Source organism: Paenibacillus sp. FSL H7-0943 (assembly GCF_037963265.1).
Classification (GTDB): Bacteria; Bacillota; Bacilli; order Paenibacillales; family Paenibacillaceae; genus Paenibacillus_AQ; species Paenibacillus_AQ odorifer.
In genome coordinates this window covers 4854735-4880525 of sequence record NZ_CP150148.1, presented here as the reverse complement: position 1 = coordinate 4880525, position 25791 = coordinate 4854735, and the positions used below count along the sequence as shown (strand labels likewise).

Below are 25791 nucleotides of genomic sequence, written 5' to 3'. Positions count from 1 at the left end.
GAGGGAAACCATGAGCTGGTTAGGCGGTTGGCTGCGGGAGATCATCCTGGTTGTGCTGTTGGCGTCATTTGTTGAATTGCTGCTCCCAAGCAAATCCATGGAGCGTTATGCAAGATTGGTGCTAAGTCTCCTAATCCTGCTCACGATGCTCAGTCCTATCGTCTCTCTCCTGAAGGGTGATGCAATCTCCGAACTGAGTGTCGCTATGGGACAGCAAGAGAAAGAGGGCGGTTTGTTCACTGGCGGAGGGAAGGGAGACCCATCCTTGGAACAGATTCTGGCAGATGGGCAAAAGCTTGCACAAGGCCGTCAGGAACAGAGTCTGCAGCTCGCTGCCGAAGAGGTGGCGGGTCAGATGAAAGAGCAGATTATCAGTGAGACCGGCAAACGCGGGGTTAATGTCACCGTAACGCTGGGCATGGGGAAGTCTGGCGGCACTGGTAACGAAGACGTTCCTGTCATTTCCAATGTAAGGGTCTCTATGCCTCAGACAACGGCTAACTCCCCTGGTACTTCCGGAGCTTCCAGCACAGCGACTACAGCACCCATTACAATCTCTCCTGTAGCACCTGTAGAAGTTAAAATTGGCGCTAATCCGGCAGATAACGTAGAGAGTGAAGCAACATCATCAGCTGAACCTAATAAAGCAGTGAACGGAACTGTAGCTGAAGACAGCGCGTCCTCGAGTGAAATGGAGTCCATTGTAAAGCTGCTGGAACTGAAGTGGGATTTGGATCCCAAAGTCATTCAGGTGGATGGCAGCGTGGCTAGTAACGTCAAATCATGAGCTTGATGTTTCTAAGAAACTATAATTTTTAGGAGGGATGGGAGTGAGCAATTGGCTGAAAAAGCTTGAGCAGTGGGCTGGGGGTGGGGCCGGCAGTCCGAAGAGAAGCCATACCTTTCGCTGGCTGATCATTCTGGGTCTGCTGGGCGCAGCGATCATGCTATTCAATTCCTTCGTCAATGTGAAGAGGATTGATAACGAGAATACAGGGCGTGAGCCGCCGGTGAATCAGTCCTCTCAAACGGCGCTGGTGCAGAGTGATCCAACCACAACGACCAATTCGTTCGACAGCATCGAACTAGCGATGGAGAACCGGATGAAGGAAATTTTGGAGAAAATCGTTGGCGTCGGTACAGTCGATATCATGGTTACAGTGGAGTCTACAGAAGAAATTGTCGTGGTGCGTAATATGAATGACTCCCAACAGCTTAGTGAAGAGACGGATGCCAGTGGGGGGAAACGTCATACGACACAATATACGAGGGATGGCGAAATCGTAACCTACTCGCAATCAGGGGACGAGACACCCATCGTGACGAAGCGGATCAAACCTCAGGTACGCGGCGTACTGGTAGTTGCCAAAGGGGCAGAGAACAAGGTTGTTCGTGGACTTGTCGAGCAGGCTATAGAAAAAGGCTTGAACGTCCCAATCCAGCGCATTTCAGTAGTACCACGCAAACAAGAATAGCAGGAGAAAGTCAATAAGTGAGTGCTTCCGAAGCAGCCACTAGATTAAATTTTAGGAGGAATTAGGAATGAACGGCAAAAGACAAACGATATGGTTGGTTTCTATGCTCAGCTTGATGGTGGTCCTCTCTGCATACTATTTATTCACTGAAGACTCAGGTGCTTCGATTCCAAAAGACACGGCTGGCACAATGCAGGTTGATTCCCTGAAAGACACAGCAGGTGCAGCGTTGCCAACGGTTGGTGACAAAGGTGTTGTTGTGAACGAAGTTGTTAGTCAAGGCGATGTTGTTGCCGATGAAGGCGTTGTAGATAGCACTACTGGCGCCGCTACTACGGACGACAGCGCTACTGCCGCCAAAACGGATGACAGTGCTGCTACCGCTAAAACGGATGATAGCACTACTACTGCTAAAACGGACGAAAGTACAACTACAGCTGCTAAGGACGATAGCAGTAAAGCTGCCGCAAATAGCAGTGACTCAGAGAAGGCAACAACCGACACTGCTGCTAAAGATGCCGCGAAAACAGATACATCTGCTAAAGATACAGCCGCAAATACAACAACCAAGACTCCAGCCAAAAATGACAAAGAAATTCTCGATGAAGTAGCTTCTCAAAGTGTATCGGCGAGCAGTATGTTCACTAACTACCTTTATGAACGTGAGCAAAAGAATCTTAAGAACCAACAAGACTTGCTTGCTTTGATTAATGACATGGATAAAACACCTGCTGATAACGCAGTCGCTCAAGAACAACTTCTTAATCTTGAAGAAAAAGAATCCAAAATTACCGGTATTGAAGAACAGCTTCAACAAAAATATGGAGAAGCGATTGTAAAAGAAGAAGCTGGAGACAGCTACAAAGTAGTCGTTCTCAGCGACAAACTGGATGTAAAGCAAGCGGTTAGCATCGTGGATCTCGTAATGAAGGAACTGAGTGTATCTCAAGATAAAATTAGTGTACAATACGTTTCTGAGCAATAATAAGCTGTAAAATTAAAAGAAAAATGACGAAAGAGCTCGGGTTGCCCCGGGCTCTTTCCATTTTTACCGATTGTGATATAATACATAAAGTTATCTTGTCCGCTTAAGAAGTGGCTTCGAGAGAAAGCTGAAGGAGTGAACTGATATATGTTCAAGTTGAGCGAAATTAAGGAATTGATTAAATTGCTGGACCAGACCTCCTCTGTACATGAGTTGGAGATCGAAAGCGAAGGAATGAAGCTTGCAATTCGCAAACCGGATCGCCCTGAAGCTGATGGAACAGCAGTACAGGCGACTCCTTATGCTGCCTATCCCTTTACGCCTGCCCCGCAGCCGCAGAGCGTACCGCAAGTATCCTATCCGGTAGTAGGTGAAGTTCCTCCAGCGCAGCAGCCACAAGCAGCTGCAGAAGGCAAACTACATAAAATTGTGTCTCCAATGGTGGGGACCTTTTATAGTGCCGCTTCTCCGGAAACGCCTTCGTTTGTTAATGTTGGAGACCGTGTAAGTGAAAAATCAACGGTTTGCATTATTGAGGCGATGAAACTGATGAATGAGCTGGAAGCGGAGATCAAAGGTGAAATCGTGTCTGTGCTTGCTGAGAACGGTCAGCTTGTAGAATACGGTCAACCACTATTCTTGGTTAAACCGGAATAAATACCGCAGACTACTTAAGGAGCGGAAGCTTCGCAAAACTTTGGGAGGAAACGCATGAACATTCAAAAAGTGTTGATTGCCAACCGCGGCGAAATCGCGGTCCGCATTATTAGGGCCTGCCGTGAACTGGGCATTTCCACCGTCGCGGTCTATTCAGAACCCGACCGGGATTCACTGCATGTCCGGTTGGCTGATGAAGCTTACTGCATCGGTCCGATGCCGGCCAAGGACAGCTATCTGAACTTTACAAATATTATGAGTGTAGCCACCTTAACGGAATGTGATGCCATCCATCCTGGCTATGGATTTTTAGCTGAAAATGCGGATTTTGCAGAGATTTGTGAATCTTGCAATATTATCTTCATAGGACCTTCTCCAGATGCCATAAACCGTATGGGTGACAAGGCTGTGGCGAAGGAAACCATGAAACTGGCTGGAGTTCCGATTATCCCGGGCTCAGATGGTCTTGTAGGCGATGTAGAGGAAGCTGTCATGCTGGGCCGCGATATTGGTTACCCGATCATCGTTAAGGCTACTGCAGGTGGCGGAGGTAAGGGAATACGGATTGCTGAGGACGAGGAATCTTTGGTGAAGCAGATTACTGCTGCACAACAGGAAGCACAAAAGGCGTTTGGTAACGCTGGTGTATATCTGGAGAAATTCCTAACAGGCATGAAGCATGTGGAGATTCAGATTATTGCAGATAAACATGGCAATGTAGTGCATTTAGGTGAACGGGACTGCTCCGTGCAGCGTCGTCGCCAAAAGCTGATTGAAGAGGCACCTTGTTCAGTGCTCACACCGGAAATTCGGGAAGCGATGGGTAATGCAGCAGTTCGAGCAGCACTTGCCGTGAATTATTCGGGAGCCGGAACACTTGAATTCCTGCTTGGACCGGACGGACAGTTCTACTTCATGGAGATGAATACTCGTATTCAGGTTGAACATCCAGTAACAGAAATGGTTACAGGTGTGGATTTGATTAAGGAAATGATCTCTGTAGCAGAAGGCAATCCGCTGTCATTCACTCAGGAAGATATCGTGATTAATGGCTGGTCCATTGAATGCCGTATAAATGCTGAAGATCCTGAGCGTAATTTCATGCCTTCACCAGGAAAAATCGGCTTTTATTTGCCACCAGGAGGCCTTGGCGTTCGTGTGGATAGTGCGGCGTACCCAGGATATACGATTTCCCCTTTCTATGATTCTATGATTGCAAAACTGATTGTATGGGCTCCTACACGTCAGGAAGCGATTGCTAAGATGAAGCGCGCCTTGGCTGAATTCGCCGTGGAAGGCATTCATACCACCATTCCTTTCCATCAGAAACTGTTGGAGCATCCTGTATTTTTGGATGGTAACTTTGACATTAAGTTTCTTGAAGAGTATGAAATTTAGGACGACTTCGGTTTGTTTGTCATAAAGTTCGTCAAATGATATAGTATGTTTAATAAGAGACGTGCTTTACGCTTGAAATCATGAACAATCTTTCTTGAAAGGTGTGAAGTCTAAAATGAGTACATTGCCGACAGAATACGAACGGACGGAAATCGGTGAAATCCAGATTGCTCCTGAAGTAATCGAGGTTATTGCAGGTCTGGCGACCGTTGAGGTTAAAGGTGTAGCAGGTATGAGCGGCGGATTCGCCGGTGGTATTGTTGAACTTCTTGGACGTAAGAATCTGTCCAAAGGAGTTAAAGTAGAGGTTGGACAACGTGAAGCTGCGGTGGATGTTTCTGTAATTATTGAATATGGCAATCGCCTTCCTGAAGTGGCTGCTGAAATTCAACGTAATGTTAAGCGCTCCATCGAGACTATGACTGGTCTGACTGTTGTGGAAGTGAATGTGCATATTCATGATGTGCAATTCAAGAACAACAACACTGTAGACAAGAACGAAGAAACAGAAACGATTCTTCGTGTGAAATAGCAGTCATCGTTCTTCCATAAACCCCCGACAGCAAAGTCGAGGGTTTACTCTAATTTAAGGAGGTTATGAGACTCGTGGCAAAAATTTTGGACAGACTTTTGCTGTTTGTCTACAGCTTAAGTATCGGAATACTATCTGTTATTGCCATCCTCCTCTTAAGCGGTGCGATTCCTAGAACTTTGGAGATTGAGAATGGACCAGCAGCTTATATTACAGCAATAATAGTAGCAGTTGTCTTGTTCCTTCTGAGCATCCGATTTTTCTACATCTCTCTGCGCCGTGATCGCGCTTCATTGCCTTCGGTCGATCAGCGTACAGAGTATGGGGATATCCAGATTTCAATGGAAACTATTGAGAATCTGAGTCTTAAGGCTGCCGGTAAAGTGAAGGGAATCAGAGATCTCAAGTCACGTATTCGTGTCTCGCAGGCTGGCCTTGAAATTACAATTCGTGCAGTAGTGGACGGTGAGCATTCATTACCGCTGCTTACGACAGAAGTACAACGTCAGGTGCATGATTTTGTGCAGGAGACAACCGGCATTCCGGTTGCTGATGTGTCTGTATATATTGCTAACCTCACGCAGTCTCCAAGCTTCAAAAGTCGAGTGGAATAGAGGTGAGTTTCCCTTATGTCTTGGAAAGAAGTATGGGAAAGTCACGGGGGTAGAATCGCCGGAGTGACTTTCGGCATTGGTCTGGGTTTGATTTATTTAATTTGCGGTTTTTGGGATATGCTGTTCTTTGCACTGGTAGTGTTCATCGGATATACGCTCGGCAAAAGAAAGGATACCGCGCAAGCGCCCCTGTTTCAATGGCAGGAGTTGGTTTCGCGATTATCCGGACGCTGGCGTCCCTTTAAGTGAACCGCGATAGTCTTTTTCCCGGAGCAGGAAACCGTAAGTTTGTGTTGTCCGTTGCCCCCGGAAGAAAGGCTTTGCGGTTTTTTTGCGACAAGGGATAGGTATATTTGCGAGCTTCCTCTGAAGGTATCTTCGCTTTGTGCAATAATCCTCACAGGATTAGGGAAAGAATGAATAAGTGTGAAGCGATATTTGGGTCGTAGACGTTGTTGCAGTACAAGTGAATATTTTAATGCGATATAAGATTTTAGGAGGAACACATGAAAAGACGTATAGCTAGAGAGATTATTGTCCAAAGCCTGTATCAGATGGAAATGAACGATGTGGAAAGCGCGGAAGCCGTAGAAATGCTGCTCGAGGAAGCTTCAGAAGAGAATGAAACCGAACGTGTAATCACGGACGAGATTCAGCTTAAACACTATGTGGTAGAGCATGTGAATGGGGTATGGGAGCACAAGGTAGCGATCGACGATATACTTGAACATTACCTGAAGGGCTGGCAAATGAGCCGTCTGTCACGTGTGGATCGTCAGATTCTACGTTTAGCAGCGTATGAAATGGTGTTCGCCAATGATGTGCCTGCGAAGGTTGCGGTGAATGAAGCGATCGATTTGGCCAAGCATTTTGGAACGGATGATTCCGGGAAGTTTGTTAACGGAGTACTCGGCAAGATGATCCAAGAGATAGATACTATTAAAGCTGACCATTCTTAATTTATAAACCATAGTAAAGTATATAAAAGGGGAGAGACTAACATGACAGCAGCAATCATCAGTGGTAAACAAGTATCCGAGGAAATTCGTATTAGCATTGCCCAAGAGGTTGCTGAACTGGCGAAACGCGGCGTAAAGCCCGGTTTGGCTGTTATTCTAGTAGGTGAAGACCCGGGATCTCAGGTTTATGTTCGCAATAAGGAGAAATCTTGTATCAGCTTAGGATTCCATTCGGAAGTGCATAAATTGGATGAATCCACTTCTCAAGAAGAACTTCTGGCACTGGTAGCAGAGCTAAACGGACGCGATGATATCGACGGAATTCTGGTTCAACTCCCATTGCCTAAGCATATCGAGGAGAAGGCTGTTATTGATGCAATCTCTGTGGAAAAGGATGTAGACGGCTTTCACCCTGTCAATGTAGGCAACCTGGTCATCGGTGCCGACAGTCTTCTTCCATGTACTCCTGCAGGAGTAATCGAACTGATCAAACGTACAGGAACAGGTATGGCAGGTAAACATGCCGTTGTAATTGGTCGTAGCAATATTGTAGGAAAGCCAGTTTCCCTCTTGTTGCAACGCGAAAATGCTACCGTAACTATGTGCCATTCCCGTACAGCTAATATGCAAGAGATTAGCCGTCAAGCGGATATTTTGGTTGTAGCGATCGGACGAGCTAATTTCATTGATGCTTCCTATGTGAAGCCGGGTGCTGTTGTCATCGATGTGGGCATGAACCGTCTGGATAACGGTAAACTCGCAGGTGACGTTGATTATGAAAGTGCAAAAGAAGTTGCCGGATACATCACGCCTGTTCCAGGCGGGGTTGGTCCGATGACTATTACAATGCTGATGAGCAACACGCTGATTGCGGCTAAACGCCGTCACGGCCTGGAATAGGGGTAAGATTCATGGCGGCAGAGCGGCAGGTTTATTCGATCAAAGAACTCAACCGTTATATCCGCATGAAGCTAGACTCGGATAATTTACTTTCGGATGTGTGGATTCGCGGAGAGATTTCCAACTTTACACATCATGGCAGCGGGCATATGTATTTCACACTTAAGGACGAGAGCAGCCGCATTAAAGCGATTATGTTCGCTTCTCATAACCAGCGGCTGCCCTTTATTCCGAAAGAAGGCGCTCGGGTAATTGCCAGAGGTAATGTGACCGTCTATGAACGGGATGGGCAATATCAGTTCTACGCCACACATATGCAGCCTGATGGGATTGGCAGTTTATATCTGGCCTATGAGCAGCTGAAGAGCAAGCTTGAAAAAGAAGGCCTTTTTGCAGAAGCTCGCAAGCGTTCGTTGCCGCGGTTCCCGAAGTGTATTGGTGTGATTACTTCCCCAACAGGAGCAGCTGTACGAGATATTGTAATTACGCTTCAGCGGCGGTTTCCGCAGGTAGCTATTGTAATCTATCCCGTACTGGTGCAAGGCAAAGGCGCTGCGCCTTCGATAGTGAAGGCGATTGGTGCGCTGAACGCCATGGGTGAAGCCGACGTGCTTATCGTCGGCCGCGGCGGCGGTTCGCTGGAGGAGCTGTGGGCGTTCAACGAGGAGGAAGTCGCGCGAGCGATATCGGCATCAAGGATTCCGGTCATCTCGGCCGTCGGCCACGAGACCGATTTCACGATTGCCGATTTCGCCGCCGACCTCCGCGCGGCTACGCCCACAGCGGCCGCTGAGCTGGCCGTGCCTCATGCCGGCGAGCTAGCTGCGCAGCTTCGCCAGCTGCAGCAGCGGCTGCGCCAGGCGCTGCAACAACGCGCCCAGCGTGGACGCGAGCGCCACTCGGTGCTGCAACGCTCGCTGGCGCTGGCAGGCCCGCGCCGCACGCTGATTCAGCACACGCAGCGGCTGGACATGCTGCGTGAGCGGCTCCAGCGCTCGGCGGATGCACGGCTCAGCCGTTCCCGCGAGCGCAAGGCGGTGCTGCATCACAGTCTGCAGCGGTTCCATCCGCGCGACAGTGTTGCTGCAGCACGTCAGCTCACAGACAGTCTGCGCCGTGAGTTAATGGGCGCTATGCAGGCTCGTTTGCAGGAGAAGCGATCTCGCTATGTGGCGGAGATCCGCCATTTGGATGCGCTTAGCCCGCTTAAAGTAATGTCACGAGGCTACAGCTTAGTGTATGACGAGGCGGAAGAACATTTAATCAAATCGCTGACCGAAGTGCAGCTTGGCGATCTTGTGGTGATAAAGATGAATGACGGACAGCTGAACTGCCAAGTATGGGGGATGAAGGAGGATGGCAAAGACGATGACGAAGGAAGCGGAACTTGATTTTGAAGGCGCTATGGACCGACTGGAGGAAATCGTTCGTGAGCTTGAACACGGCGACGTTCCTCTGGAGAAGGCCATCGATTTATTTCAGCAGGGCATGAAGCTGTCGCAGCTTTGCGGCAGCAAGCTGGAACAAGTAGAGCGTAAGATCGAAATGATTACCCAAGAGGACGGAGAACTGCGCAAAAAGCCGTTTGGTGCACGTCTGGAAGGGGACGCCGATGAATCGCTTTGAGAATGATCTGGAGGGAAGCTCCGCAAGTGAAAGCATGCGGCAGCCGCTGGAGGATTACATCGCATCGATAAGTGATTTGCTCTCACATGAGCTTGAGACTATTCTTCCCGCAGCGTGGACGGTTCCAGAAAATTTACAGCAAGCGATGAAGTATTCGCTAATGGCAGGGGGCAAACGCCTCCGGCCGTTGCTTGTGATCGCTGCTTGTGAATCACTAGGAGGCAGCCGTGAAGCAGCCTTGCCTGTTGCAGCTGCGATTGAGATGGTACATACCTACTCGTTGATTCATGATGATCTGCCTGCCATGGATAATGATGATTATCGGCGCGGCAAGCTGACGAATCATAAAGTCTTTGGTGAAGCATCGGCTATTCTTGCGGGTGATGCGCTTTTGACCCATGCTTTTTACAGTGTGGTACAAGCCTCGCGTAAATTTGGCATTCCTGCTGAAAATGTTTTATCCATAGTAGAGGATCTGGCGGAAATGGCAGGTCCACGCGGCATGGTCGGCGGTCAGATTGCAGATATGGAAGGCGAGCAAGGACTAACAGATCTTGCGCAGTTGAAGTATATTCATCTGCATAAAACCGGAGATTTAATTATCTTTTCGCTGTTAGCCGGCGGACGTATCGCAGGGGCAACAGAGAAGCAGCTTGAAGCTCTGCGTGATTTTGGTACAAGCATCGGACTAGCTTTTCAAATTCAGGATGATATTCTTGATTTGGTTGGTGATGAAGGCAAGCTTGGCAAAAAAACAGGCAGCGATATCAAGCAGCAGAAGGTAACCTACCCTTATTTTATTGGGTTGGAGGAATCTCGTGCTGAGGTGAAGAAGCTTACAGAAGCAGCCCGAAATGCTGTGCTGAATGGCGGTTTTTACGACAACCAGCGCCTGCTGGAAATTGCAGATTATTTAATGGCACGTGATCACTAAGTATGAACTTTCGAAGCGGCTGTATTTCGACAGCCGTTTCGTTTGTGTTATAATGGTTTTTATATATTTTACAACATCTAGGAAAGCGGGGAACTATTCGTGCTGCTTCCACAAATAAATGATCCACAACAACTGAAATCACTGTCAGTCGAAGAATTAACTACTCTTGCAGAGGAGATTCGACGATTTCTGATTGAGAAGCTTACAGCAACCGGCGGGCACCTCGGTTCTAATCTGGGGGTGGTGGAGCTCACGCTGGCCTTACATTATTGCTACAACAGTCCTCGTGACAAAATGATCTACGACGTTGGCCACCAAGCCTATGTCCACAAAATACTGACCGGCCGTCAAGATCGCTTTGATACCCTGCGCAAATATCAGGGATTGTGCGGCTTTGTTAAGCGCTCTGAAAGCGAACATGATGTATGGGAGGCTGGACATAGCAGCACCTCTTTGTCGGCAGCTATGGGGATGGCTATGGCTCGTGATCTAAAAGGCGAAGACAACAAGGTGATTGCCGTGATTGGTGACGGTGCGCTTACCGGCGGGATGGCTTTTGAAGCGCTTAACCACATTGGTCATGAGAAGCGCAAGCTGATGGTCATTTTGAACGATAATGAAATGTCGATTGCTCCGAATGTAGGGGCGATGCACAATTATTTAAGCAAAATTCGTTCGGACCGTCATTATTTGCGTGCCAAAGACGAGGTTGAAGGGCTGCTTAAGAAGATTCCAGCCATCGGTGGACGATTAGCGAAAACCGCTGAACAATTAAAAAACAGTCTTAAATATATGATGGTTCCTGGAGTATTGTTTGAAGAGCTTGGCTTTACGTATCTTGGGCCAGTGGATGGACATGATCTGGAGAAAATGATCGACACCTTCCATCAAGCAGATAACGTGGCGGGTCCTGTGCTTGTGCATGTGCTGACGACCAAAGGCAAGGGCTACAAACCGGCTGAGACTGATTTTTATAAATCGCATGCCATTTCGCCTTACAAAATTGAGTCAGGTCAGGCACTTAAAGCTGTAGGTCCTCCAATGTACACCGAAGTATTTGGCAGTACGCTGATTGAGCTGGGACGTGAAGATTCGCGTCTGATTGCAGTTACCCCTGCGATGCCAGGCGGTTCAGGTTTGTTTCCTTTTGCAAAGGAATTCCCGGATCGCATGATTGACGTGGGGATTGCAGAGCAGCATGCAGCAACCTTGTGTGCAGCTTTGGCTATGGAAGGGATGAAGCCGGTATACGCCGTGTATTCTACCTTCATGCAGCGTGCCTATGATCAGATCGTCCATGATATTTGCCGCCATAACGCCAATGTTATGTTCGCCATTGACCGTGCTGGATTTGTGGGTGCGGATGGTGAGACTCATCAGGGTGTGTACGATGTTGCTTTTATGCGCCATATCCCTAATATGGTTATGATGATGCCAAAAGACGAAAATGAGCTGCGTCATATGATGAAGACGGCACTTGAATATAATGACGGTCCAATTGCTTACCGCTATCCGCGTATTAACGGAACAGGTGTGGCAATGGACGCTGAACTGCATACCCTTCCTATAGGATCATGGGAACGACTGCGTACAGGAGAAGGATATGCTGTAGTGGCATGTGGTCCTATGGTTCAAGTGGCTGAAGAAGCCGCTGATTTGCTGAAGCGGGAAGGGATTCAGGTGGGCGTTGTGAATGCGCGTTTCCTGAAGCCGCTTGATAATTCCATGCTTCTGGATTTGGCTCATGCTGGAACCAATATGGTTGTTATTGAAGAGGCTTGCCAAGCGGGAAGTCTCGGCAGTGCGGTATTGGAGTTCTACGCGGAGCATGAAATTTATGACGCTCGTGTACATCTGATGGGTGTGCCCGACATCTTCGTGGAGCATGGCTCCATTAAAGAACAACGTCAGCAAACAGGTCTTACCGTAGAAGCGTTATGTGCACGTATCAAGTCCATGATGGCTCTAAGTGCTTATAATTACAAAACGACTTCGTCTTCCTAAGTGGAAGCCGGAAATTAGTAACCCTTGAACGATCGGGAGATGACCATGGAACACCGTAAAGAACGGATTGATGTACTGCTTGTGGAGCAAGGTTTTTATGAAAGCCGGGAGAAAGCTAAAGCTGCTATTATGGCAGGGTTGGTGCTCGCGGATGAGGAACGTATTGAAAAAGCTGGCATGAAGGTCTCGCGGGAGTCTACCCTTAAGGTTAAAGGCTCTGTGCATCCGTATGTCAGTCGTGGAGGCCTAAAGCTGGAGAAGGCTCTTCGCCAATTTAATATTGATCTTACCGGTCGGAACATGCTGGACATTGGTGCTTCCACTGGCGGCTTCACAGATTGTGCGCTTCAGAATGGTGTTAGCCATGTGTACGCCATTGATGTTGGCTATAACCAGCTGGATTGGTCACTGCGGAATGATGAGCGAGTGAGCGTTATGGAGCGTACGAACTTCCGGTATATGACACCTACAGATTTGCAGGGTCCTGTTCCGGACTTTGCCAGTATTGATGTATCTTTTATATCCTTAAAAATAATTCTCCCACCCCTCAAAGCCTTGCTGCAACGTCCAGCAGATATCGCTGCACTCATCAAGCCGCAATTTGAGGCTGGACGTGAGAAGGTTGGAAAATCAGGTGTGATTCGTGATTCCGCTGTCCATAAAGAGGTTTTGATTAATGTACTGACTATGGCTGCAGAGTTAGGATTCGGTCTCCATGGATTGACTTTTTCGCCAATTACAGGCGGGGAAGGCAATATTGAGTTTCTTGCTCATTGGAGACTGACGCCAGAAGTGGCGGAAGGCGAAGAATCATCCGTACAGCCGGCAGCTGCTGTTGCAGCAGTCATTCCAGTGGAGGACTTTCCATCCCTTGCTGATGAAGTGATTAAGCAGGCTACGGGTACTTTTAATGTGAGTTCTACTCATGGAAACTCCGCGCGCCGTTAGAGCTTTATGAACACCCCGTCAACCTCAAATGGTCAGCGGGGTGTTTTTTTTGAGTGGGAAGTCTGAAGAGTTCAACCTTGAAAATTCCTCTTCATCTGTTAAGATTGAGGGAGCAGATTTGCTCAAAGGGATTGAATTTATTAAAATAAAGACCCGGTATAAAATCCGGGTCTTTATATTTTGAATCTTTTTTTGGATTTACTGTGCTCGTTGTAATTGTAAATTGCTGAATTAGCGAATAATATCAATTATGCGGAAAGCTTATAAAAAGACAGCTTAGAAGCAGGATTTACCAGGGCTTCACGCGAATAAATCACCGAGGTGATTGATAGTGGCGGGTAGCTCTGACAAGGTCGTTATGGCGTTTATTGGGGTAGCATTATCGATTTTTATAATATATCGGATATATGTATGGCTGCAGAGTTCTCCGCGTTCTTTTATGAAGGATCAAATTCCGTTCAATAAAGTGATTATTCCACATCCCTCTATTGATATACTTGAGGATGAAGGATATGAGGTCGTTGGAGGGAAATTAAAAATCCCCTTGTCTTTCAACGTAAATGGGGCGCAGATGTATAGCCGGTTATTTATAGATTATGTGGCGACAAAAGAGGAAGGATCTTTATATTTAGTTATCCTTTCCAGACCACGCAAGCCTTTGGATTTCACTGGCAGCGGCTTACGTGATACCTTGCTTCCCTACCTGCTGATCTATCCGGAATGCAGCGGCGTTCTATATGTTAATGTAGCAACAGCATCGATCCATGTCATTAAGCTTGGCAAAGACGACGGAGAATCAAACTGAGTCCATATTTTTTATATACCAGGAGGCAACAATGAAGGGACAACGACATATTAAGATACGTGAAATTATTACACAAAAGGATATCGAGACACAGGACGAGCTTGTGGAAGCCTTGCGTGAATCAGGTTTTCAAGTTACCCAAGCCACAGTATCTCGAGATATAAAAGAGCTGTTGCTCATCAAGGTACCCATGGATGATGGAAGATATAAATATTCACTTCCAACGGATCAACGATACAATCCTATTCAGAAACTTAAGCGCGTTCTTGTGGATAATTTTGTGCAGATCGATTCCTCGGCTAATCTTGTGGTGATGAAATGTTTACCAGGTACGGCTAACTCTGTCGCTGCTTTAATTGATAATATTGACTGGCCGCAAATTATGGGAACCCTTTCTGGTGATGATACAATCCTTATTATTTGCCGTTTACCTGAGGACAGCAAGACTGTAATTTCACAAATCATGGGTTATATTTCTTAATTATAATTAATCAGATGCCTGTCATCTTCTCGGAGGTGCTCTATTAGTGTTAGAAACCTTGTCTATACGCAATCTTGCCGTCGTTGAGGCGGTAGATGTGCATTTTTATCCTGGCTTCCACGTGCTTACGGGGGAGACCGGGGCAGGTAAATCCATTATTATTGATGCGCTTGGATTGATTGTTGGAGGCCGCGGTTCTGCGGATTCCATTCGTTATGGTTGTGAAAAAGCGGAGATGGAGGCGCTCTTCAGTCTTCCCAGCGGTCATCCCGTTTGGGAGACTTTGGAGCGTCTTGGCATTGAGGCCCAGCGCGAGGAGCATCTTATTATACGACGCGAGCTTACCTCTCAAGGTAAAAGTACATCACGTGTAAATGGGCAGATGGTCAATCTTACCATGCTTCGCGAGATCGGCGAGCAGCTGGTTAATATACACGGCCAGCATGAGCACCAGAACTTGCTTAAGGCGGAACGGCATCTGGGACTGCTGGATACATACGGAGAACCGATTATTGGTCCGCTAAAGGCAGTTTTTCAGGAAAGGTATTCTGCCTTCGCGAAGGTGGAGAAAGAGCTGCGAGAGCTGCAGGAATCCAGCCAGAAGGCATACCAAATGCTTGACTTATATCGTTTTCAGCTTGAAGAAATTTCATCCGCCGGATTAAAACCGGGAGAAGATGAATTACTTACCGAAGAACGGGTCAAACTATCCCACAGTGAGAAAATGATGGATTCCGTATCGGGTGCATATGAGCTGCTTTACGACAGACAAGGCTTGGAATCGATCGGTAATGTCATTTCCAGACTTGAGGATGCAGTTCGTTACGATGAGAAGGGTCTGCGAACAGTGCTCGAACAGCTGCAGTCCTCATATTACCAGCTAGAGGATGCTGCTTTTCAGCTTCGTGATTACCGGGAAAATATCGAGTTCAATCCGATGCGACTTGAAGAAATTGAGAATCGTCTGGATTTGATTACTGGACTCCGACGTAAATATGGAGAGAGTGTAGAACAGATTTTGGCTTATTATGAACAAATTCACCGGGAAACTGATTTGCTTGAGAATAAAGATGAATATCTGGAGAAACTGACGGCGAAGCGCGATTCGTTGCTGTCTGTATTAATGGAAGCAGCTACGGAATTAAGTGAAGCACGAAAGCTTTGTGCTGCTGATCTGGCCACCCAAGTGGAGGGCGAGCTTAAAGACCTTCAAATGGAAAGAACCTCGTTGCAGGTCAAATTAGACACGCTGGAGGACCCGCGTGGAGTGGAATACAATGGTCGGCGTATTCGCCTCACAAGACAAGGGATAGACAGCGCAGAATTTATGATATCCCCTAACCCGGGCGAACCCCTGAGACCGCTTGGCAAAATCGCCTCTGGTGGTGAGCTGTCGCGTATTATGCTGGCAATGAAAAGTATTTTTGCGCGCCATGATGCAATTCCAGTTCTGATTTTTGACGAAGTGGATACCGGTGTGAGTGGTCGGGCTGCTCAGTCCATCGCAGATAAGCTGTTTAAGCTGTCCTCTACCTGTCAGGTGTTCTCCATTACTCACTTGCCGCAGGTGGCTTGTATGGCTGACCATCAGTACTTAATCCGCAAAAAGGTTGAGGATGGAAGAACCATGACTGAAGTGGAATCTTTAACGAACGATGGACGTGTAATGGAGCTGGCCCGGATGCTGGGTGGCGTAGAAATTACCGAAAAAACATTGCACCACTCGCAGGAAATGCTTAATCTGGCCGAGGCAAGTAAGGCTGCAACAAGCTAAGCGGAGCAATGATTGACAGTAATAAAAGCCTGGGGGCAAGGTTATCTTATAGGTACGCAATTGGCGACCACCTTTTTCGTCAAGCGAAAGAAGCAAAAGGGAGCGTGACAGCCATTGAAGCCTAACCTCAGGAAGTTAATGCCAGGCCTTTTATTTGCCTTCTTTCTTAGTTTATCGGGCATAACGGGAACAAATCTAAGTTCTGCTGCACCACTGCAAGGTGAACCAGCCAAGGTGACTGCACAAGGAATTCATTCCGAGCTTAAGGTGATCCCGGGAGGTCAAACGATCGGTGTGAAAGTGAAATCAGCAGGTGTTTTGGTTGTTGGTCATCATCTGATTGAAGTATCCGAGAAATCTAAGCTTTCCCCAGGAGAGGTCAGCGGTTTAGTGCCGGGTGATCTGATGATCTCCATGAATGGTGAGAAATTGGATGAGTTGTCCAAGGTGGCCAAGCTGGTGGATCGTGCTGGTAAAGCGAATAACCCCTTGACCATTGTCTTCAAACGCGGAGGTAAAGAGCATACAGCTAAGCTAAAGCCCGCGTATGACATTCATGACAAAGTGTGGCGGTTAGGCCTGTACATTCGTGATTCAGCAGCGGGTGTCGGCACATTAACTTTTTATGCTCCCGAGCAAGGTGTATATGGAGCTTTGGGACATGTGATTACAGACATGAATACCGGTACTCCAATTGTTGTAGGCAGTGGTCATATCGTTCAGTCCAGTGTCACCTCCATATCCAAAAGCCAGGATGGCGATCCGGGCGAGAAACGAGCGCATTTTTTGAAAGAAAGCCAAGTGCTTGGAAATGTGGAGAGCAATACTGACTTCGGCATCTTCGGTAAAATGAGCTCCAATCCCGAGCACAGTCTTTACAAAGAACCTATCCCCGTGGCGATGAGCGATCAAGTCAAGGAAGGTCCTGCTGAGATCCTAACTGTAGTTGATGGACAGCAGGTGGAGCGGTTTAAGGTTGAGATCATTCATGTAGCACATCAGCAAACGCCAGCCACTAAAGGAATGGTGCTGCGGATCACCGATCCACGTCTTATCGATAAGACAGGCGGTATCGTTCAAGGCATGAGCGGAAGTCCTATCGTACAGGATGGCCGTCTCATCGGAGCCGTAACTCATGTATTTGTAAATGATCCTAAGTCCGGTTATGGGTGCTTCATCGAATGGATGCTTCAAGATTCAGGTGTGACCAAACAGGAGAATAGGTATTCATTAAATCTTAAGGCGGTTTAGCCTTAAGATTTTTTTGTCGAACGATTACGAAGAACCTCGAACATTGAGATAAAATATTTAATTATAATCCAACGCAGAAAAAAAATAAAGAAAAATAATTTTCGACAGAAGGGAATTCGATCTCCATGTCGAAAACGTAAGAGACAAGAAAAAAATGTTATTTTCGAATAGCAGATATAATTAAGGAGGAAGCAGCCAGTGCAGAATATTGAAGTGTTGTTGGCCGATGATAACAGGGAATTTACGAATTTGCTTTCCGAGTACATTTCTGAGCAAGAAGATATGACCGTAACGGGTATCGCCTATAATGGTGAAGAAGTGCTTCAAATGCTTAGCGAAGCGCGTAAAATTCCCGATGTTCTTATTCTTGATATCATCATGCCGCATTTAGACGGCCTAGGTGTATTGGAACGTCTACGTGATATGGATCTGAATCCTCAACCGAAGATCATCATGCTGACTGCTTTTGGTCAGGAGAACATCACTCAAAGAGCTGTACAGCTTGGTGCATCCTATTATATTTTGAAACCGTTCGATATGGAGGTCCTGGCAAATCGTGTACGTCAGCTTGTCGGCTCTCAAGGCAGCATGAGCTCCTCCTCCAACATGTACAATTATTCGTCGACGTCCAGATCGAATGTAGTGCCGCTCTCTAAGGGCAAGAACCTCGACGCTAACATTACCTCGATCATCCATGAAATCGGTGTCCCAGCGCATATCAAGGGCTATCAGTACCTGCGTGAAGCGATTACCATGGTATATAACAATATCGAGATCCTTGGTGCGATTACGAAGACACTCTACCCAGCAATCGCTGAGAAGTTCAAAACCACGCCTTCACGCGTAGAACGCGCGATCCGCCATGCGATTGAAGTCGCTTGGACCCGTGGCAACATTGACTCCATTAGCCATTTATTCGGCTACACCATTAATATCTCCAAATCTAAGCCTACTAACTCGGAATTTATTGCCATGGTAGCGGACAAGCTGCGGATTGAGCATAAGGTTTCTTGAAAGGGTTAGGGGCAGTGAGGAGTAAGGGGGTGTGAGTTGCTGGTAATGATATTTAGCTAAAACAATTTTGCCTATAAATATCTTTTTGGGCTGTTTTAGACCAATAAATACTTTCTTGGGTAACGTATAAATTCATTCCTTTATTGGGTGCGGAAATAACCCAATGGAGGAATGATTTTTTTATGACTGATTTTGAATTTCAGATTGATAATTTTATGCTCTATTGCTCTTCGCGTAACTTAGCTAAAAAAACTATGAGGAGCTATGAACAGACTTTAAAATTACTTGGTGTTTATCTAGAAAAACAATTTCAAATTACTGATGTTCAAAATGTACAATCGGGACACATTAGGAATTACATTAAATACATTCAAGAACGTGGTAAATATTCGGTTGTTAGTGACATGGATTCAACTATGAGTAATTTTCCTCAGAATCGTACAGACTACAAAAAGCAGGTTTCTACGGTTACAGTAGCTAATTATGTACGTAATATTAAAGTGTTCTTTAATTGGCTTCACAGCGTAGAACATGATATTGTCAAGAACCCATGTGAGAAGATTGAAAATCCTAAGATACTCCGCAAAGCTAAAAAAACATTATCTACAGATGATATAAAACGTGTTTTAGGACAATTCGAAATCTCACGCTTCCACGATTATCGTAACTCTGTTATAACGAAAACATTATTAGATACAGGAATGCGCATAGGTGAGTGTTTATCGGTTGAACCTGAGAATATTGACTTTAAACATAAAAGTATTTTAATCATGAATCCTAAAAATAAGCAGCAGCGATATGTGTATTTCTCGCCAAAACTTAGTTTAGAATTAAAGAATTGGTTGAAGTATCATGATCGATACTCAGAAAGTGATTATGTGTTTCCTACCACAAGAGGAACTCAATTAGACATTCGAAATTATGAAAAAGCGTTACGAGAAGCTGGTAAGAAAGTTAATGTTGATATCCATCCACACCAACTTAGAAACAACTTTGCAAAATATTATATTTTGAATGGTGGGGACTGGTTCACGCTCTCTAGAATCTTGGGACATTCTTCTGTCGAAGTCACTCAAAAGGCTTATCTTGATTTCTCTGATGAGGAAGTCGGGAAGAAATATCAATTGCATAGTCCTCTGACCAATATGGATATATAAAATAATAAATTGAATTGCTAATCCTGATATTTTGGATTAGCTTTTTTTTAGCATTCAATCGATCACTAACATAAGGATTCATAGTCTATGAACAGCAAAGAAACCCTTGAACTAGTGTAAGGACATAATTTAGATTAAGTACGTGGATGATTATTGAATTTGCATAGTATCTAAATGCCTAATGGAACCCAAAAAGAAACAAGAGATGAAATAAAACAGGGTTTCAACATTCATACGCAATGAATAACTGAAGAACAAAAAAAGATGGCAACAGCCACCTTAAAACATTGATTCAAGTTTTCCAGTTGATTTATCTACATAGTACCATCCATAAGTTGCGGTATGACCCGTCGTTTCATCATCCATAACAACTTCATATACGTGGACTACGTAATTATTTCCTTCATTATGATCTACTTCTATAACAAGATTAGAGTAAATCTTTATGACATACTTATCCCGTACCATTTGGATGGCCTGCGCTTCCGTTATTTTAATTGCTGGTTGCTTACCTATGTATAATACATCACCATACAATCCCACTTGGTTACCAATAGCTGTACCAATACTTTTCACAGGCACATAAGTAGTTCACTTGTAGATAAATCCATCAGTGGTGGTCTTTTTAGTTCCATCAACAAAAATGCTGAGTTTCTTAGCAACTACATTAATATTTACTCCATTTGCAGCAAAAGCGGTTTCTCCCGTTAATAGTGAGCCGATAGTTAAACCAACGAGCAAGCCTTTTAATTTGTCGTTCATTGTAGATTCCCCTCCTTGTTTGGCCTATAGTGGGAATTCGACGGGTGGAGGGAGTGAGATGCTTTAATCCTTATTAAGGAAACAGTATGTCAAACCAGACTAAACCAATGTTATCAATTTGCCCTGAATTTGGATCAATTCACATAAATCAAACGCTCTACATTATGAATCATGAAGAAAATGGAAAGGTACATGTAATAGAGAATATTCCAGAACTTGATTGTGAGCGATGTGAAAAAATTACTCCTGAAGCAAACGGATGTATTGACAAACTGTTATCTGTATTTCGGTCATATTGTAGTATACTGTAAATCTAATAAATGTTGATGATTTTTTTGTTGTATTGAATAAAACAAAATGCTTGCTCAATCAGAATGAGCATGTTATATTGATTGCAGGAAAGTTTTATTGAATAAAACAAAAGGGTGATTTGGTTTGGCTATAGGTTTGCAATTTGTGTGTGAAACTTACGGAGTAGAATTTAAAGAACTGGCTATCAAGATGGAAACTTCACCGCAAAATATTAATGCTTGGCTCAGAGAAAAACGTAATATTCCGCCAAAAAGGTTGGATCAATTAACGCTTATTTTTCCCAAAATACCACGAGAATTATTTGGTAAAACTCTTCAAAAATCCGAGCAGTTGTTAATACAAGAAATATTTTTTACTGAAACGGATGAGGTTGAAGTAGTTGAAATACCCGATACAGATGATAATGGCTATGAGTACACAAGAACACATGTAGTAAGTCAACATGAAGGCATTATTGGACATATACGGGATGAATATGAAAGACAGCTCTTATTAGAGAGATATGAGCGAGTAATCGATGATAATGGAGGTGGTTTTTTTAGTGAAAATAATTTAATAGAGAGATTTATTAACTTATTGGAAAATGGGGAAAATCAACAAATAGAGCTGGTGAAAATGTTATTCCATTACTTTCAGATCAATAATGATGAGTGGGGATTTGGTTCTGATCCACACTTTAATGCTTCAAAAAAGGAAATGTATGAAGAGTTTGGTGGATTTTTAAGGAAATATAAAATCATTTAAATGGGAGATGTAAAATGTCAGAAAAGAAGTTGGACGTAACTAAAACCTACAGATTTGAACTTCGTAAGATCAAAGACAAGTTGGATGACTTAGAAAAAGGAAGAATATATGAAATAACAAAGTATGGGCAAGATGGATATCTTAACACAAACATAGTTAAGTTAAAGGAAATGCTTAACGATCTTCTATATAAGATTGAATATAGTGAACAATCGGACGAAGAAAGGCTATCCCAGGCATTCAAGAAGACTCAGATATAAGTACATAGCTTAATCCTATAAACACATATCCGCAGGGGCATTCGTGTCCCTGCAATATTAAAACTAGGCTTAACCGAGCTACAAATAAAGGAGAGGTTAAATGCCAGTAACGAAAAACGAGCAAACTCTAAACATTCTTACCCACACAACAGTCAGAAATCCCAATATTACAGCAAATGATTTTGTACTCATCCTATATTTAAAATATATGATATGGAAGCTTAACAACAAATATATACTCGAAGTTAGCTCAGACGATATGAAACGATGGACTGGATTATCTGACAAAATGTTGAAAAAGTCTCTTCATAATTTATTCGCACAGAATTATCTCTTGAATGAAGTTGGGAAAAGAACACCTAATAAGCCAGTACTACTCACAATCAATAAGGAGAACTTTGATAGTGAGAATAGGAGGGATGGGGAGTACTTTTCATCTATGCCTATAAAATTATTGTATGCGTTGAAAGATGGAAAGTTAAACCCTAAAGAAGTCAGGTTCTTGTATTATCTCAAGTCCTACATAAACGTAAAAAACAAAGCAAAACTGTTTTGCTACGCTGGAATTGATACCAGAATGAAAAATGAATTACATATGAGTAAGCCAACAATTATCGAGTTACATAGTGAACTTGAAAAGAAGAAGTTGATTTCTGTGACACAACACAAATGGGGAACAAACTATGAATACGATGATAACGATAAATTGATACATAAACGGTTCAATAATCACTATTTCATTGAGTTTGAAAACATCGATAAATTGTGAAAAATCATAGAGGTAAAGAATGGGGCGCAACCTAGTGATATTTGGGACGTAACCTAGTAAAGAATGGGATACTACCTAGTCAAAATTGGGACGCTCAAACTTGACCGTAGTTAGTAGTTAGTAGATCTTTAGATGTTTAGATGTTTAGATTCAGTATTTACAATTGGCTAACGCCTATTGTTTGAAATTGAATCGCTACGCTAAAAGGATTAAAAGATATGGTCAGAAGGTTAAGTTCAAAAGCGCTGAAACAAGGTTGATTCTTATTCTTAATTTTTTATCGAATCTCAGCTTCAGATTAATTGAATTACATATGATTTAGCTGTTCGTTGCTGTACATAGAGTATTTTTTTGGTATTGGGTAAAGCATACGGACTAGTAATAAATTATAGTGGGAGGAACTTAAGGACGTCTCGGAAGCAATCTAAAGGTACATGTACATCTGCGCACAACAGATACATGTACCTTATATTTATCTATTCTCGTTAACTATTACTAAGCAATCCCAATAATCCATTTAACATCTTAACAACTACACTGCAGTATTCATACAGCTATAAAGTCATAAGAATACTATAAGCAAATCCTTCTAAAAATTGATGTTTATTAGGATACTCATCCGATAAATATCGAACGAGAGTGAGTACCCGTCAAACTGATGGTGACTTGTTGCCTATGACATGACTGGAAACTTGGTGGTTGACCATAATTTGAACAATGTTATCGTTAAGCCAATGGAACCAAATATTAGATGCTAACGCACTATTTTCTGTGGTAAAATATTACTGCGCTACATAAGTAGGCACAGTAAGTAGATTTAGAATCTATATAATAAATAGATAGCGAGTGATGAGTATGTTTGATGATACAACAATAGCCGATATGTTTTGTGAGGTAGAAGTGTTAGGTACTAATCCTAAAGAGTATGTATTACACCCTAATAATCTATCTGAAAATGAGATTATTAATGATCATTCTGAGGACTACAAAGAGGATAATGCGAAACTCTTTATTATACGTGCATATGATGGAGGGAGGAAGGCGGTAGCTGTTAGATGGTCAGAAAAAGAGCCGTTTTGGAATTTATTTGAGTATGTCAATAAAGTAAGAAGTGCGATTGATAATGATCAAGAAGAAAATGAATATGTGGGCGAAGATTATCAAATAATGTATCATTATACTGCACCAAAATTATCTATACCTAACATACATTATTTTGATAGAAAAGAATGTGCCAGAGATGTCAGATCAATAATCTATAGCACTCGTAAAGCCTTAGATGAACTTGAGAGTTTTATAAATAAAGTTGCCCCTATTAAATGAATAACCTGTTCCTCATATCATTCTCTGTAGCTGCTGGTTCCATCATAATGTTAATTCTAAATCTCATATTCTTCGGTAGTAGTATAGCCACTACAATACTTGGTGCATCTACTGCACTGAATTGTGCTGTATTAGCCACTCACTATAGGGAAGAGTCACTAGAAACGTTGAAAAGGATATTTGGTAAGCAATAGATTAATTTACTTTGCTTTAGAAAGGTAGCAAAAATGAAATATGGTTTACTTGAGAATGGTGTGGATTCTTTAAAATCAGCATACAATAGCATTGACAAAATTTCATTATTAATAGAAGGCGTAGAGCACAACATCAAGGATGCAATCTTATCATTAAATCATGCTATTGAAATCCTATTTAAGTTAATACTTAAACAGAAGAATGAATACTTGATTTTTAGTGATATAGGAAAATATATGAATGCAAAGAAACAGATGTTGATTCAGGGTAAATCCAACGTGTTTGAAGTTAGTAGTGAACTTAAAACTGTAACGTAAATGAGAGTGTCAAACGATTGGAATTATTGTGTGACATACAAATACCTGAAATATTTATTGCGGGGATTGATAAGTTTAATGTAACCAGAAACAAACTTATGCATTACGAACTTGAGTTATCAGAAGCAGAAGTAAACGAGACAACAAGAGACTTGAAGGGACTGTATGAGCAAGCTGTTAACTTCTTTGGAATTTACATTGATAATATTTTAGATTTATTAATTATCGCTAGATTTGAGACAGTTGACCCAGAATATGCGGATGAAATGGCAGAGCATTATGCAGATATGATGTATGACGAGTACAGAGAGCAACAATTGGAACGCGAACACAACTAATAGGGATTTTAATTGTCAGTTCATGACGATATTAAGGACATTCAGAGTTTTCTTAGTAATTTGTAGATGATGCAACTTTTCAAAAGAATATTAAGAGATTACTTTTTGATAGGAGCGGTTTTAACGAAACAATGCTAAAAAAAGATTTGTTATCACAAAAAATCTATGTTCAACGCACTTAGCGTGAGGAAGAAGAGTAGTAGGAGGATAACATGACTGCTATTAATTTTTTATTTGATACTCAAACAGTTGTTATTGCAATGGATACATTGTCCATAACTGTAGCAGATAGAACGCCTTTTAAATTTGCATCAAAAATATTCCCACTCCCGCATTTAAGAAGTGTAATGTGTGGAACTGGAAATCTAGATTTAATTCTAGATTGGAATAAAGCAATTCATAAATCGGTTATTGCTTATGATATTGATTATTTGAATACACTTACCCCTGATGTTCTGGTGAATTTGAATGCTCAAAATCCTAAAGAATTAACAAGTACGATTTATCAATTTGGATATTCACATAAGTTAGAGGCATTTAGAGGTTTTGTTTACCGTAGTACCAATAACTTTGTTGCTGAGGAATATAAATATTGTACAGCACAAAAGCCACAAGTTGATTTTGACTTCTTCGAGGAAGCAGAATTGCATGGATTAGATGGAGCATTTATCAGACTAATTACGTTGCAAAAGAGTGAAGACGATGCTTGTTTAGATCGAGTTGGTATAGGTGGAGAAATTCATAGGTTTATCATGACAAAGGATTCGAATAAGTTGGATATTATTCATCGGTTTCCAGATCATGAAGATCAATATGGAGTGATGATTGATAATCTATAATAACAATGATTGGGTTAGTGAATTAAAACAAAATTGAGTATAGGGGAGATAATTATATGTCGAAACCATTCAATTTGTTTATTGTAGATAATGATGAGAAACTATTCAATGTAATTGTGAACATCTCAAACGATGATTTTCATAATGAGTTATTGGTTAAAGCTCAAGCTTCTGGAAGAGATGTACGGGCATTTTCTTCTAAAGATATTCTACAGAATGCAATTAAGAACTATGCGGATAAAATGGATTATACCTATACTAAGGATAGTGTGCTTTAACATTAATAGTGTACTTCAAAAAAACTAAGCCTAGATCAACGTCTAGGCTTTTTCTTATGTCTTCACATATTGAACTACCGATCATTTGTCTAACGTTGGACAATATTAAGAATGCGTGAATCTTTTCTTTCTTAATCGTA

Annotated in this window: 31 protein-coding genes; 29 read left to right on the top strand and 2 right to left on the bottom strand. The window is 43.2% G+C overall.

The window, feature by feature from the left end:
- The first annotated feature begins 10 nt into the window (after positions 1-10).
- The 21 genes from spoIIIAF (at position 11) to NSQ55_RS21360 (ending at position 19514) form a co-directional block, all read left to right on the top strand.
- Positions 11-787, top strand: a complete 777-nt coding sequence (spoIIIAF, locus tag NSQ55_RS21460; RefSeq protein WP_339169013.1) for a stage III sporulation protein AF — start codon at positions 11-13, stop codon at positions 785-787.
- 43 nt (positions 788-830) lie between these two features.
- Positions 831-1475: a stage III sporulation protein AG gene (gene spoIIIAG, locus NSQ55_RS21455; protein ID WP_175617305.1), complete on the top strand. Its 645-nt coding sequence runs from the start codon at positions 831-833 to the stop codon at positions 1473-1475.
- Between the two features lie 67 nt (positions 1476-1542).
- Positions 1543-2460, top strand: a complete 918-nt coding sequence (locus NSQ55_RS21450; protein WP_076278399.1) for a SpoIIIAH-like family protein — start codon at positions 1543-1545, stop codon at positions 2458-2460.
- A 147-nt stretch (positions 2461-2607) separates the two neighbouring features.
- On the top strand, positions 2608-3117 hold the full coding sequence (gene accB / locus NSQ55_RS21445; protein ID WP_076098642.1) for an acetyl-CoA carboxylase biotin carboxyl carrier protein: 510 nt from the start codon (positions 2608-2610) through the stop codon (positions 3115-3117).
- A gap of 54 nt (positions 3118-3171) precedes the next feature.
- Positions 3172-4515 (top strand): acetyl-CoA carboxylase biotin carboxylase subunit, encoded by a 1344-nt coding sequence (gene accC / locus NSQ55_RS21440; RefSeq protein ID WP_036682831.1) that lies wholly within the window; start codon positions 3172-3174, stop codon positions 4513-4515.
- Positions 4516-4630: 115 nt separating this feature from the next.
- A complete protein-coding gene (locus NSQ55_RS21435) occupies positions 4631-5047 on the top strand; it encodes an Asp23/Gls24 family envelope stress response protein (protein ID WP_076129649.1) in 417 nt (138 codons plus the stop codon).
- A gap of 74 nt (positions 5048-5121) precedes the next feature.
- Positions 5122-5661 (top strand): alkaline shock response membrane anchor protein AmaP, encoded by a 540-nt coding sequence (gene amaP / locus NSQ55_RS21430; protein WP_036682827.1) that lies wholly within the window; start codon positions 5122-5124, stop codon positions 5659-5661.
- A 15-nt stretch (positions 5662-5676) separates the two neighbouring features.
- Positions 5677-5910, top strand: a complete 234-nt coding sequence (locus NSQ55_RS21425; RefSeq protein ID WP_036682825.1) for a DUF2273 domain-containing protein — start codon at positions 5677-5679, stop codon at positions 5908-5910.
- Between the two features lie 257 nt (positions 5911-6167).
- On the top strand, positions 6168-6620 hold the full coding sequence (nusB, locus tag NSQ55_RS21420) for a transcription antitermination factor NusB (protein ID WP_036682824.1): 453 nt from the start codon (positions 6168-6170) through the stop codon (positions 6618-6620).
- A gap of 42 nt (positions 6621-6662) precedes the next feature.
- Complete coding sequence (folD, locus tag NSQ55_RS21415) at positions 6663-7520, top strand: bifunctional methylenetetrahydrofolate dehydrogenase/methenyltetrahydrofolate cyclohydrolase FolD (RefSeq protein WP_036682821.1); 858 nt, start codon at positions 6663-6665, stop codon at positions 7518-7520.
- Between the two features lie 11 nt (positions 7521-7531).
- Entirely contained in the window at positions 7532-8911 is a 1380-nt protein-coding gene (gene xseA, locus NSQ55_RS21410) for an exodeoxyribonuclease VII large subunit (protein ID WP_076129650.1), read from the top strand.
- Positions 8889-9146: an exodeoxyribonuclease VII small subunit gene (gene xseB / locus NSQ55_RS21405; RefSeq protein WP_036682818.1), complete on the top strand. Its 258-nt coding sequence runs from the start codon at positions 8889-8891 to the stop codon at positions 9144-9146. Before xseA ends, xseB begins: the two co-directional genes overlap by 23 nt.
- Entirely contained in the window at positions 9133-10080 is a 948-nt protein-coding gene (locus NSQ55_RS21400; protein ID WP_076303986.1) for a polyprenyl synthetase family protein, read from the top strand. Before xseB ends, NSQ55_RS21400 begins: the two co-directional genes overlap by 14 nt.
- Before the next feature lie 99 nt (positions 10081-10179).
- Positions 10180-12084, top strand: a complete 1905-nt coding sequence (dxs, locus tag NSQ55_RS21395) for a 1-deoxy-D-xylulose-5-phosphate synthase (protein ID WP_036682816.1) — start codon at positions 10180-10182, stop codon at positions 12082-12084.
- A 45-nt stretch (positions 12085-12129) separates the two neighbouring features.
- Positions 12130-13032, top strand: coding sequence for a TlyA family RNA methyltransferase (locus tag NSQ55_RS21390; protein WP_076129653.1), 903 nt, complete (start codon positions 12130-12132; stop codon positions 13030-13032).
- A 331-nt stretch (positions 13033-13363) separates the two neighbouring features.
- Complete coding sequence (locus NSQ55_RS21385; RefSeq protein WP_232061423.1) at positions 13364-13837, top strand: hypothetical protein; 474 nt, start codon at positions 13364-13366, stop codon at positions 13835-13837.
- Between the two features lie 31 nt (positions 13838-13868).
- Positions 13869-14318 (top strand): transcriptional regulator ArgR, encoded by a 450-nt coding sequence (argR, locus tag NSQ55_RS21380; RefSeq protein WP_036682813.1) that lies wholly within the window; start codon positions 13869-13871, stop codon positions 14316-14318.
- Between the two features lie 46 nt (positions 14319-14364).
- Complete coding sequence (recN, locus tag NSQ55_RS21375; protein WP_038572526.1) at positions 14365-16092, top strand: DNA repair protein RecN; 1728 nt, start codon at positions 14365-14367, stop codon at positions 16090-16092.
- 114 nt (positions 16093-16206) lie between these two features.
- Positions 16207-17343, top strand: coding sequence for a SpoIVB peptidase (spoIVB, locus tag NSQ55_RS21370; RefSeq protein ID WP_076278396.1), 1137 nt, complete (start codon positions 16207-16209; stop codon positions 17341-17343).
- Positions 17344-17541: 198 nt separating this feature from the next.
- The gene (gene spo0A / locus NSQ55_RS21365) at positions 17542-18357 is read left to right on the top strand and encodes a sporulation transcription factor Spo0A (RefSeq protein ID WP_036682806.1); all 816 of its coding nucleotides are present in this window, start codon (positions 17542-17544) and stop codon (positions 18355-18357) included.
- A 182-nt stretch (positions 18358-18539) separates the two neighbouring features.
- Positions 18540-19514 carry a tyrosine-type recombinase/integrase gene (locus tag NSQ55_RS21360; protein WP_339169004.1) on the top strand — a complete coding sequence of 325 codons (975 nt, stop codon included), beginning with the start codon at positions 18540-18542 and terminating at the stop codon, positions 19512-19514.
- A gap of 279 nt (positions 19515-19793) precedes the next feature.
- On the opposite strand, the gene NSQ55_RS21355 is transcribed toward NSQ55_RS21360, so the two are convergent.
- On the bottom strand, positions 19794-20096 hold the full coding sequence (locus tag NSQ55_RS21355) for a hypothetical protein (RefSeq protein ID WP_339169002.1): 303 nt from the start codon (positions 20094-20096) through the stop codon (positions 19794-19796).
- Between the two features lie 9 nt (positions 20097-20105).
- Positions 20106-20276, bottom strand: coding sequence for a hypothetical protein (locus tag NSQ55_RS21350; protein WP_339169000.1), 171 nt, complete (start codon positions 20274-20276; stop codon positions 20106-20108).
- Positions 20277-20711: 435 nt separating this feature from the next.
- Between NSQ55_RS21350 and NSQ55_RS21345 the strand changes: the two genes are divergently transcribed.
- The 8 genes from NSQ55_RS21345 (at position 20712) to NSQ55_RS21310 (ending at position 25651) form a co-directional block, all read left to right on the top strand.
- Positions 20712-21332 (top strand): hypothetical protein, encoded by a 621-nt coding sequence (locus NSQ55_RS21345; RefSeq protein ID WP_339168999.1) that lies wholly within the window; start codon positions 20712-20714, stop codon positions 21330-21332.
- A 14-nt stretch (positions 21333-21346) separates the two neighbouring features.
- Positions 21347-21592 (top strand): hypothetical protein, encoded by a 246-nt coding sequence (locus NSQ55_RS21340; RefSeq protein ID WP_339168998.1) that lies wholly within the window; start codon positions 21347-21349, stop codon positions 21590-21592.
- A gap of 100 nt (positions 21593-21692) precedes the next feature.
- The gene (locus NSQ55_RS21335) at positions 21693-22361 is read left to right on the top strand and encodes a hypothetical protein (protein ID WP_339168997.1); all 669 of its coding nucleotides are present in this window, start codon (positions 21693-21695) and stop codon (positions 22359-22361) included.
- Positions 22362-23216: 855 nt separating this feature from the next.
- Positions 23217-23684: a hypothetical protein gene (locus tag NSQ55_RS21330; protein ID WP_339168996.1), complete on the top strand. Its 468-nt coding sequence runs from the start codon at positions 23217-23219 to the stop codon at positions 23682-23684.
- Positions 23685-23911: 227 nt separating this feature from the next.
- On the top strand, positions 23912-24196 hold the full coding sequence (locus tag NSQ55_RS21325) for a hypothetical protein (RefSeq protein WP_339168994.1): 285 nt from the start codon (positions 23912-23914) through the stop codon (positions 24194-24196).
- Between the two features lie 17 nt (positions 24197-24213).
- Positions 24214-24534: a hypothetical protein gene (locus NSQ55_RS21320; protein ID WP_339168992.1), complete on the top strand. Its 321-nt coding sequence runs from the start codon at positions 24214-24216 to the stop codon at positions 24532-24534.
- A gap of 212 nt (positions 24535-24746) precedes the next feature.
- Positions 24747-25373, top strand: a complete 627-nt coding sequence (locus tag NSQ55_RS21315; protein WP_339168990.1) for a hypothetical protein — start codon at positions 24747-24749, stop codon at positions 25371-25373.
- A 56-nt stretch (positions 25374-25429) separates the two neighbouring features.
- Positions 25430-25651 (top strand): hypothetical protein, encoded by a 222-nt coding sequence (locus tag NSQ55_RS21310; RefSeq protein WP_339168988.1) that lies wholly within the window; start codon positions 25430-25432, stop codon positions 25649-25651.
- The last annotated feature ends 140 nt before the right edge of the window (positions 25652-25791 follow it).

Bases quoted from the DNA above. Each gene is read 5' to 3' on its own strand.
- spoIIIAF (WP_339169013.1), top strand. From the start codon at position 11: ATGAGCTGGTTAGGCGGTTGGCTGCGGGAGATCATCCTGGTTGTGCTG.
- NSQ55_RS21450 (WP_076278399.1), top strand. From the start codon at position 1,543: ATGAACGGCAAAAGACAAACGATATGGTTGGTTTCTATGCTCAGCTTG.
- accB (WP_076098642.1), top strand. From the start codon at position 2,608: ATGTTCAAGTTGAGCGAAATTAAGGAATTGATTAAATTGCTGGACCAG.
- accC (WP_036682831.1), top strand. From the start codon at position 3,172: ATGAACATTCAAAAAGTGTTGATTGCCAACCGCGGCGAAATCGCGGTC.
- NSQ55_RS21435 (WP_076129649.1), top strand. From the start codon at position 4,631: ATGAGTACATTGCCGACAGAATACGAACGGACGGAAATCGGTGAAATC.
- NSQ55_RS21425 (WP_036682825.1), top strand. From the start codon at position 5,677: ATGTCTTGGAAAGAAGTATGGGAAAGTCACGGGGGTAGAATCGCCGGA.
- nusB (WP_036682824.1), top strand. From the start codon at position 6,168: ATGAAAAGACGTATAGCTAGAGAGATTATTGTCCAAAGCCTGTATCAG.
- folD (WP_036682821.1), top strand. From the start codon at position 6,663: ATGACAGCAGCAATCATCAGTGGTAAACAAGTATCCGAGGAAATTCGT.
- xseA (WP_076129650.1), top strand. From the start codon at position 7,532: ATGGCGGCAGAGCGGCAGGTTTATTCGATCAAAGAACTCAACCGTTAT.
- xseB (WP_036682818.1), top strand. From the start codon at position 8,889: ATGACGAAGGAAGCGGAACTTGATTTTGAAGGCGCTATGGACCGACTG.
- NSQ55_RS21400 (WP_076303986.1), top strand. From the start codon at position 9,133: ATGAATCGCTTTGAGAATGATCTGGAGGGAAGCTCCGCAAGTGAAAGC.
- NSQ55_RS21390 (WP_076129653.1), top strand. From the start codon at position 12,130: ATGGAACACCGTAAAGAACGGATTGATGTACTGCTTGTGGAGCAAGGT.
- argR (WP_036682813.1), top strand. From the start codon at position 13,869: ATGAAGGGACAACGACATATTAAGATACGTGAAATTATTACACAAAAG.
- NSQ55_RS21360 (WP_339169004.1), top strand. From the start codon at position 18,540: ATGACTGATTTTGAATTTCAGATTGATAATTTTATGCTCTATTGCTCT.
- NSQ55_RS21350 (WP_339169000.1), bottom strand. From the start codon at position 20,276: ATGAACGACAAATTAAAAGGCTTGCTCGTTGGTTTAACTATCGGCTCA.
- NSQ55_RS21340 (WP_339168998.1), top strand. From the start codon at position 21,347: ATGTCAGAAAAGAAGTTGGACGTAACTAAAACCTACAGATTTGAACTT.
- NSQ55_RS21335 (WP_339168997.1), top strand. From the start codon at position 21,693: ATGCCAGTAACGAAAAACGAGCAAACTCTAAACATTCTTACCCACACA.
- NSQ55_RS21330 (WP_339168996.1), top strand. From the start codon at position 23,217: ATGTTTGATGATACAACAATAGCCGATATGTTTTGTGAGGTAGAAGTG.
- NSQ55_RS21325 (WP_339168994.1), top strand. From the start codon at position 23,912: ATGAAATATGGTTTACTTGAGAATGGTGTGGATTCTTTAAAATCAGCA.
- NSQ55_RS21315 (WP_339168990.1), top strand. From the start codon at position 24,747: ATGACTGCTATTAATTTTTTATTTGATACTCAAACAGTTGTTATTGCA.
- NSQ55_RS21310 (WP_339168988.1), top strand. From the start codon at position 25,430: ATGTCGAAACCATTCAATTTGTTTATTGTAGATAATGATGAGAAACTA.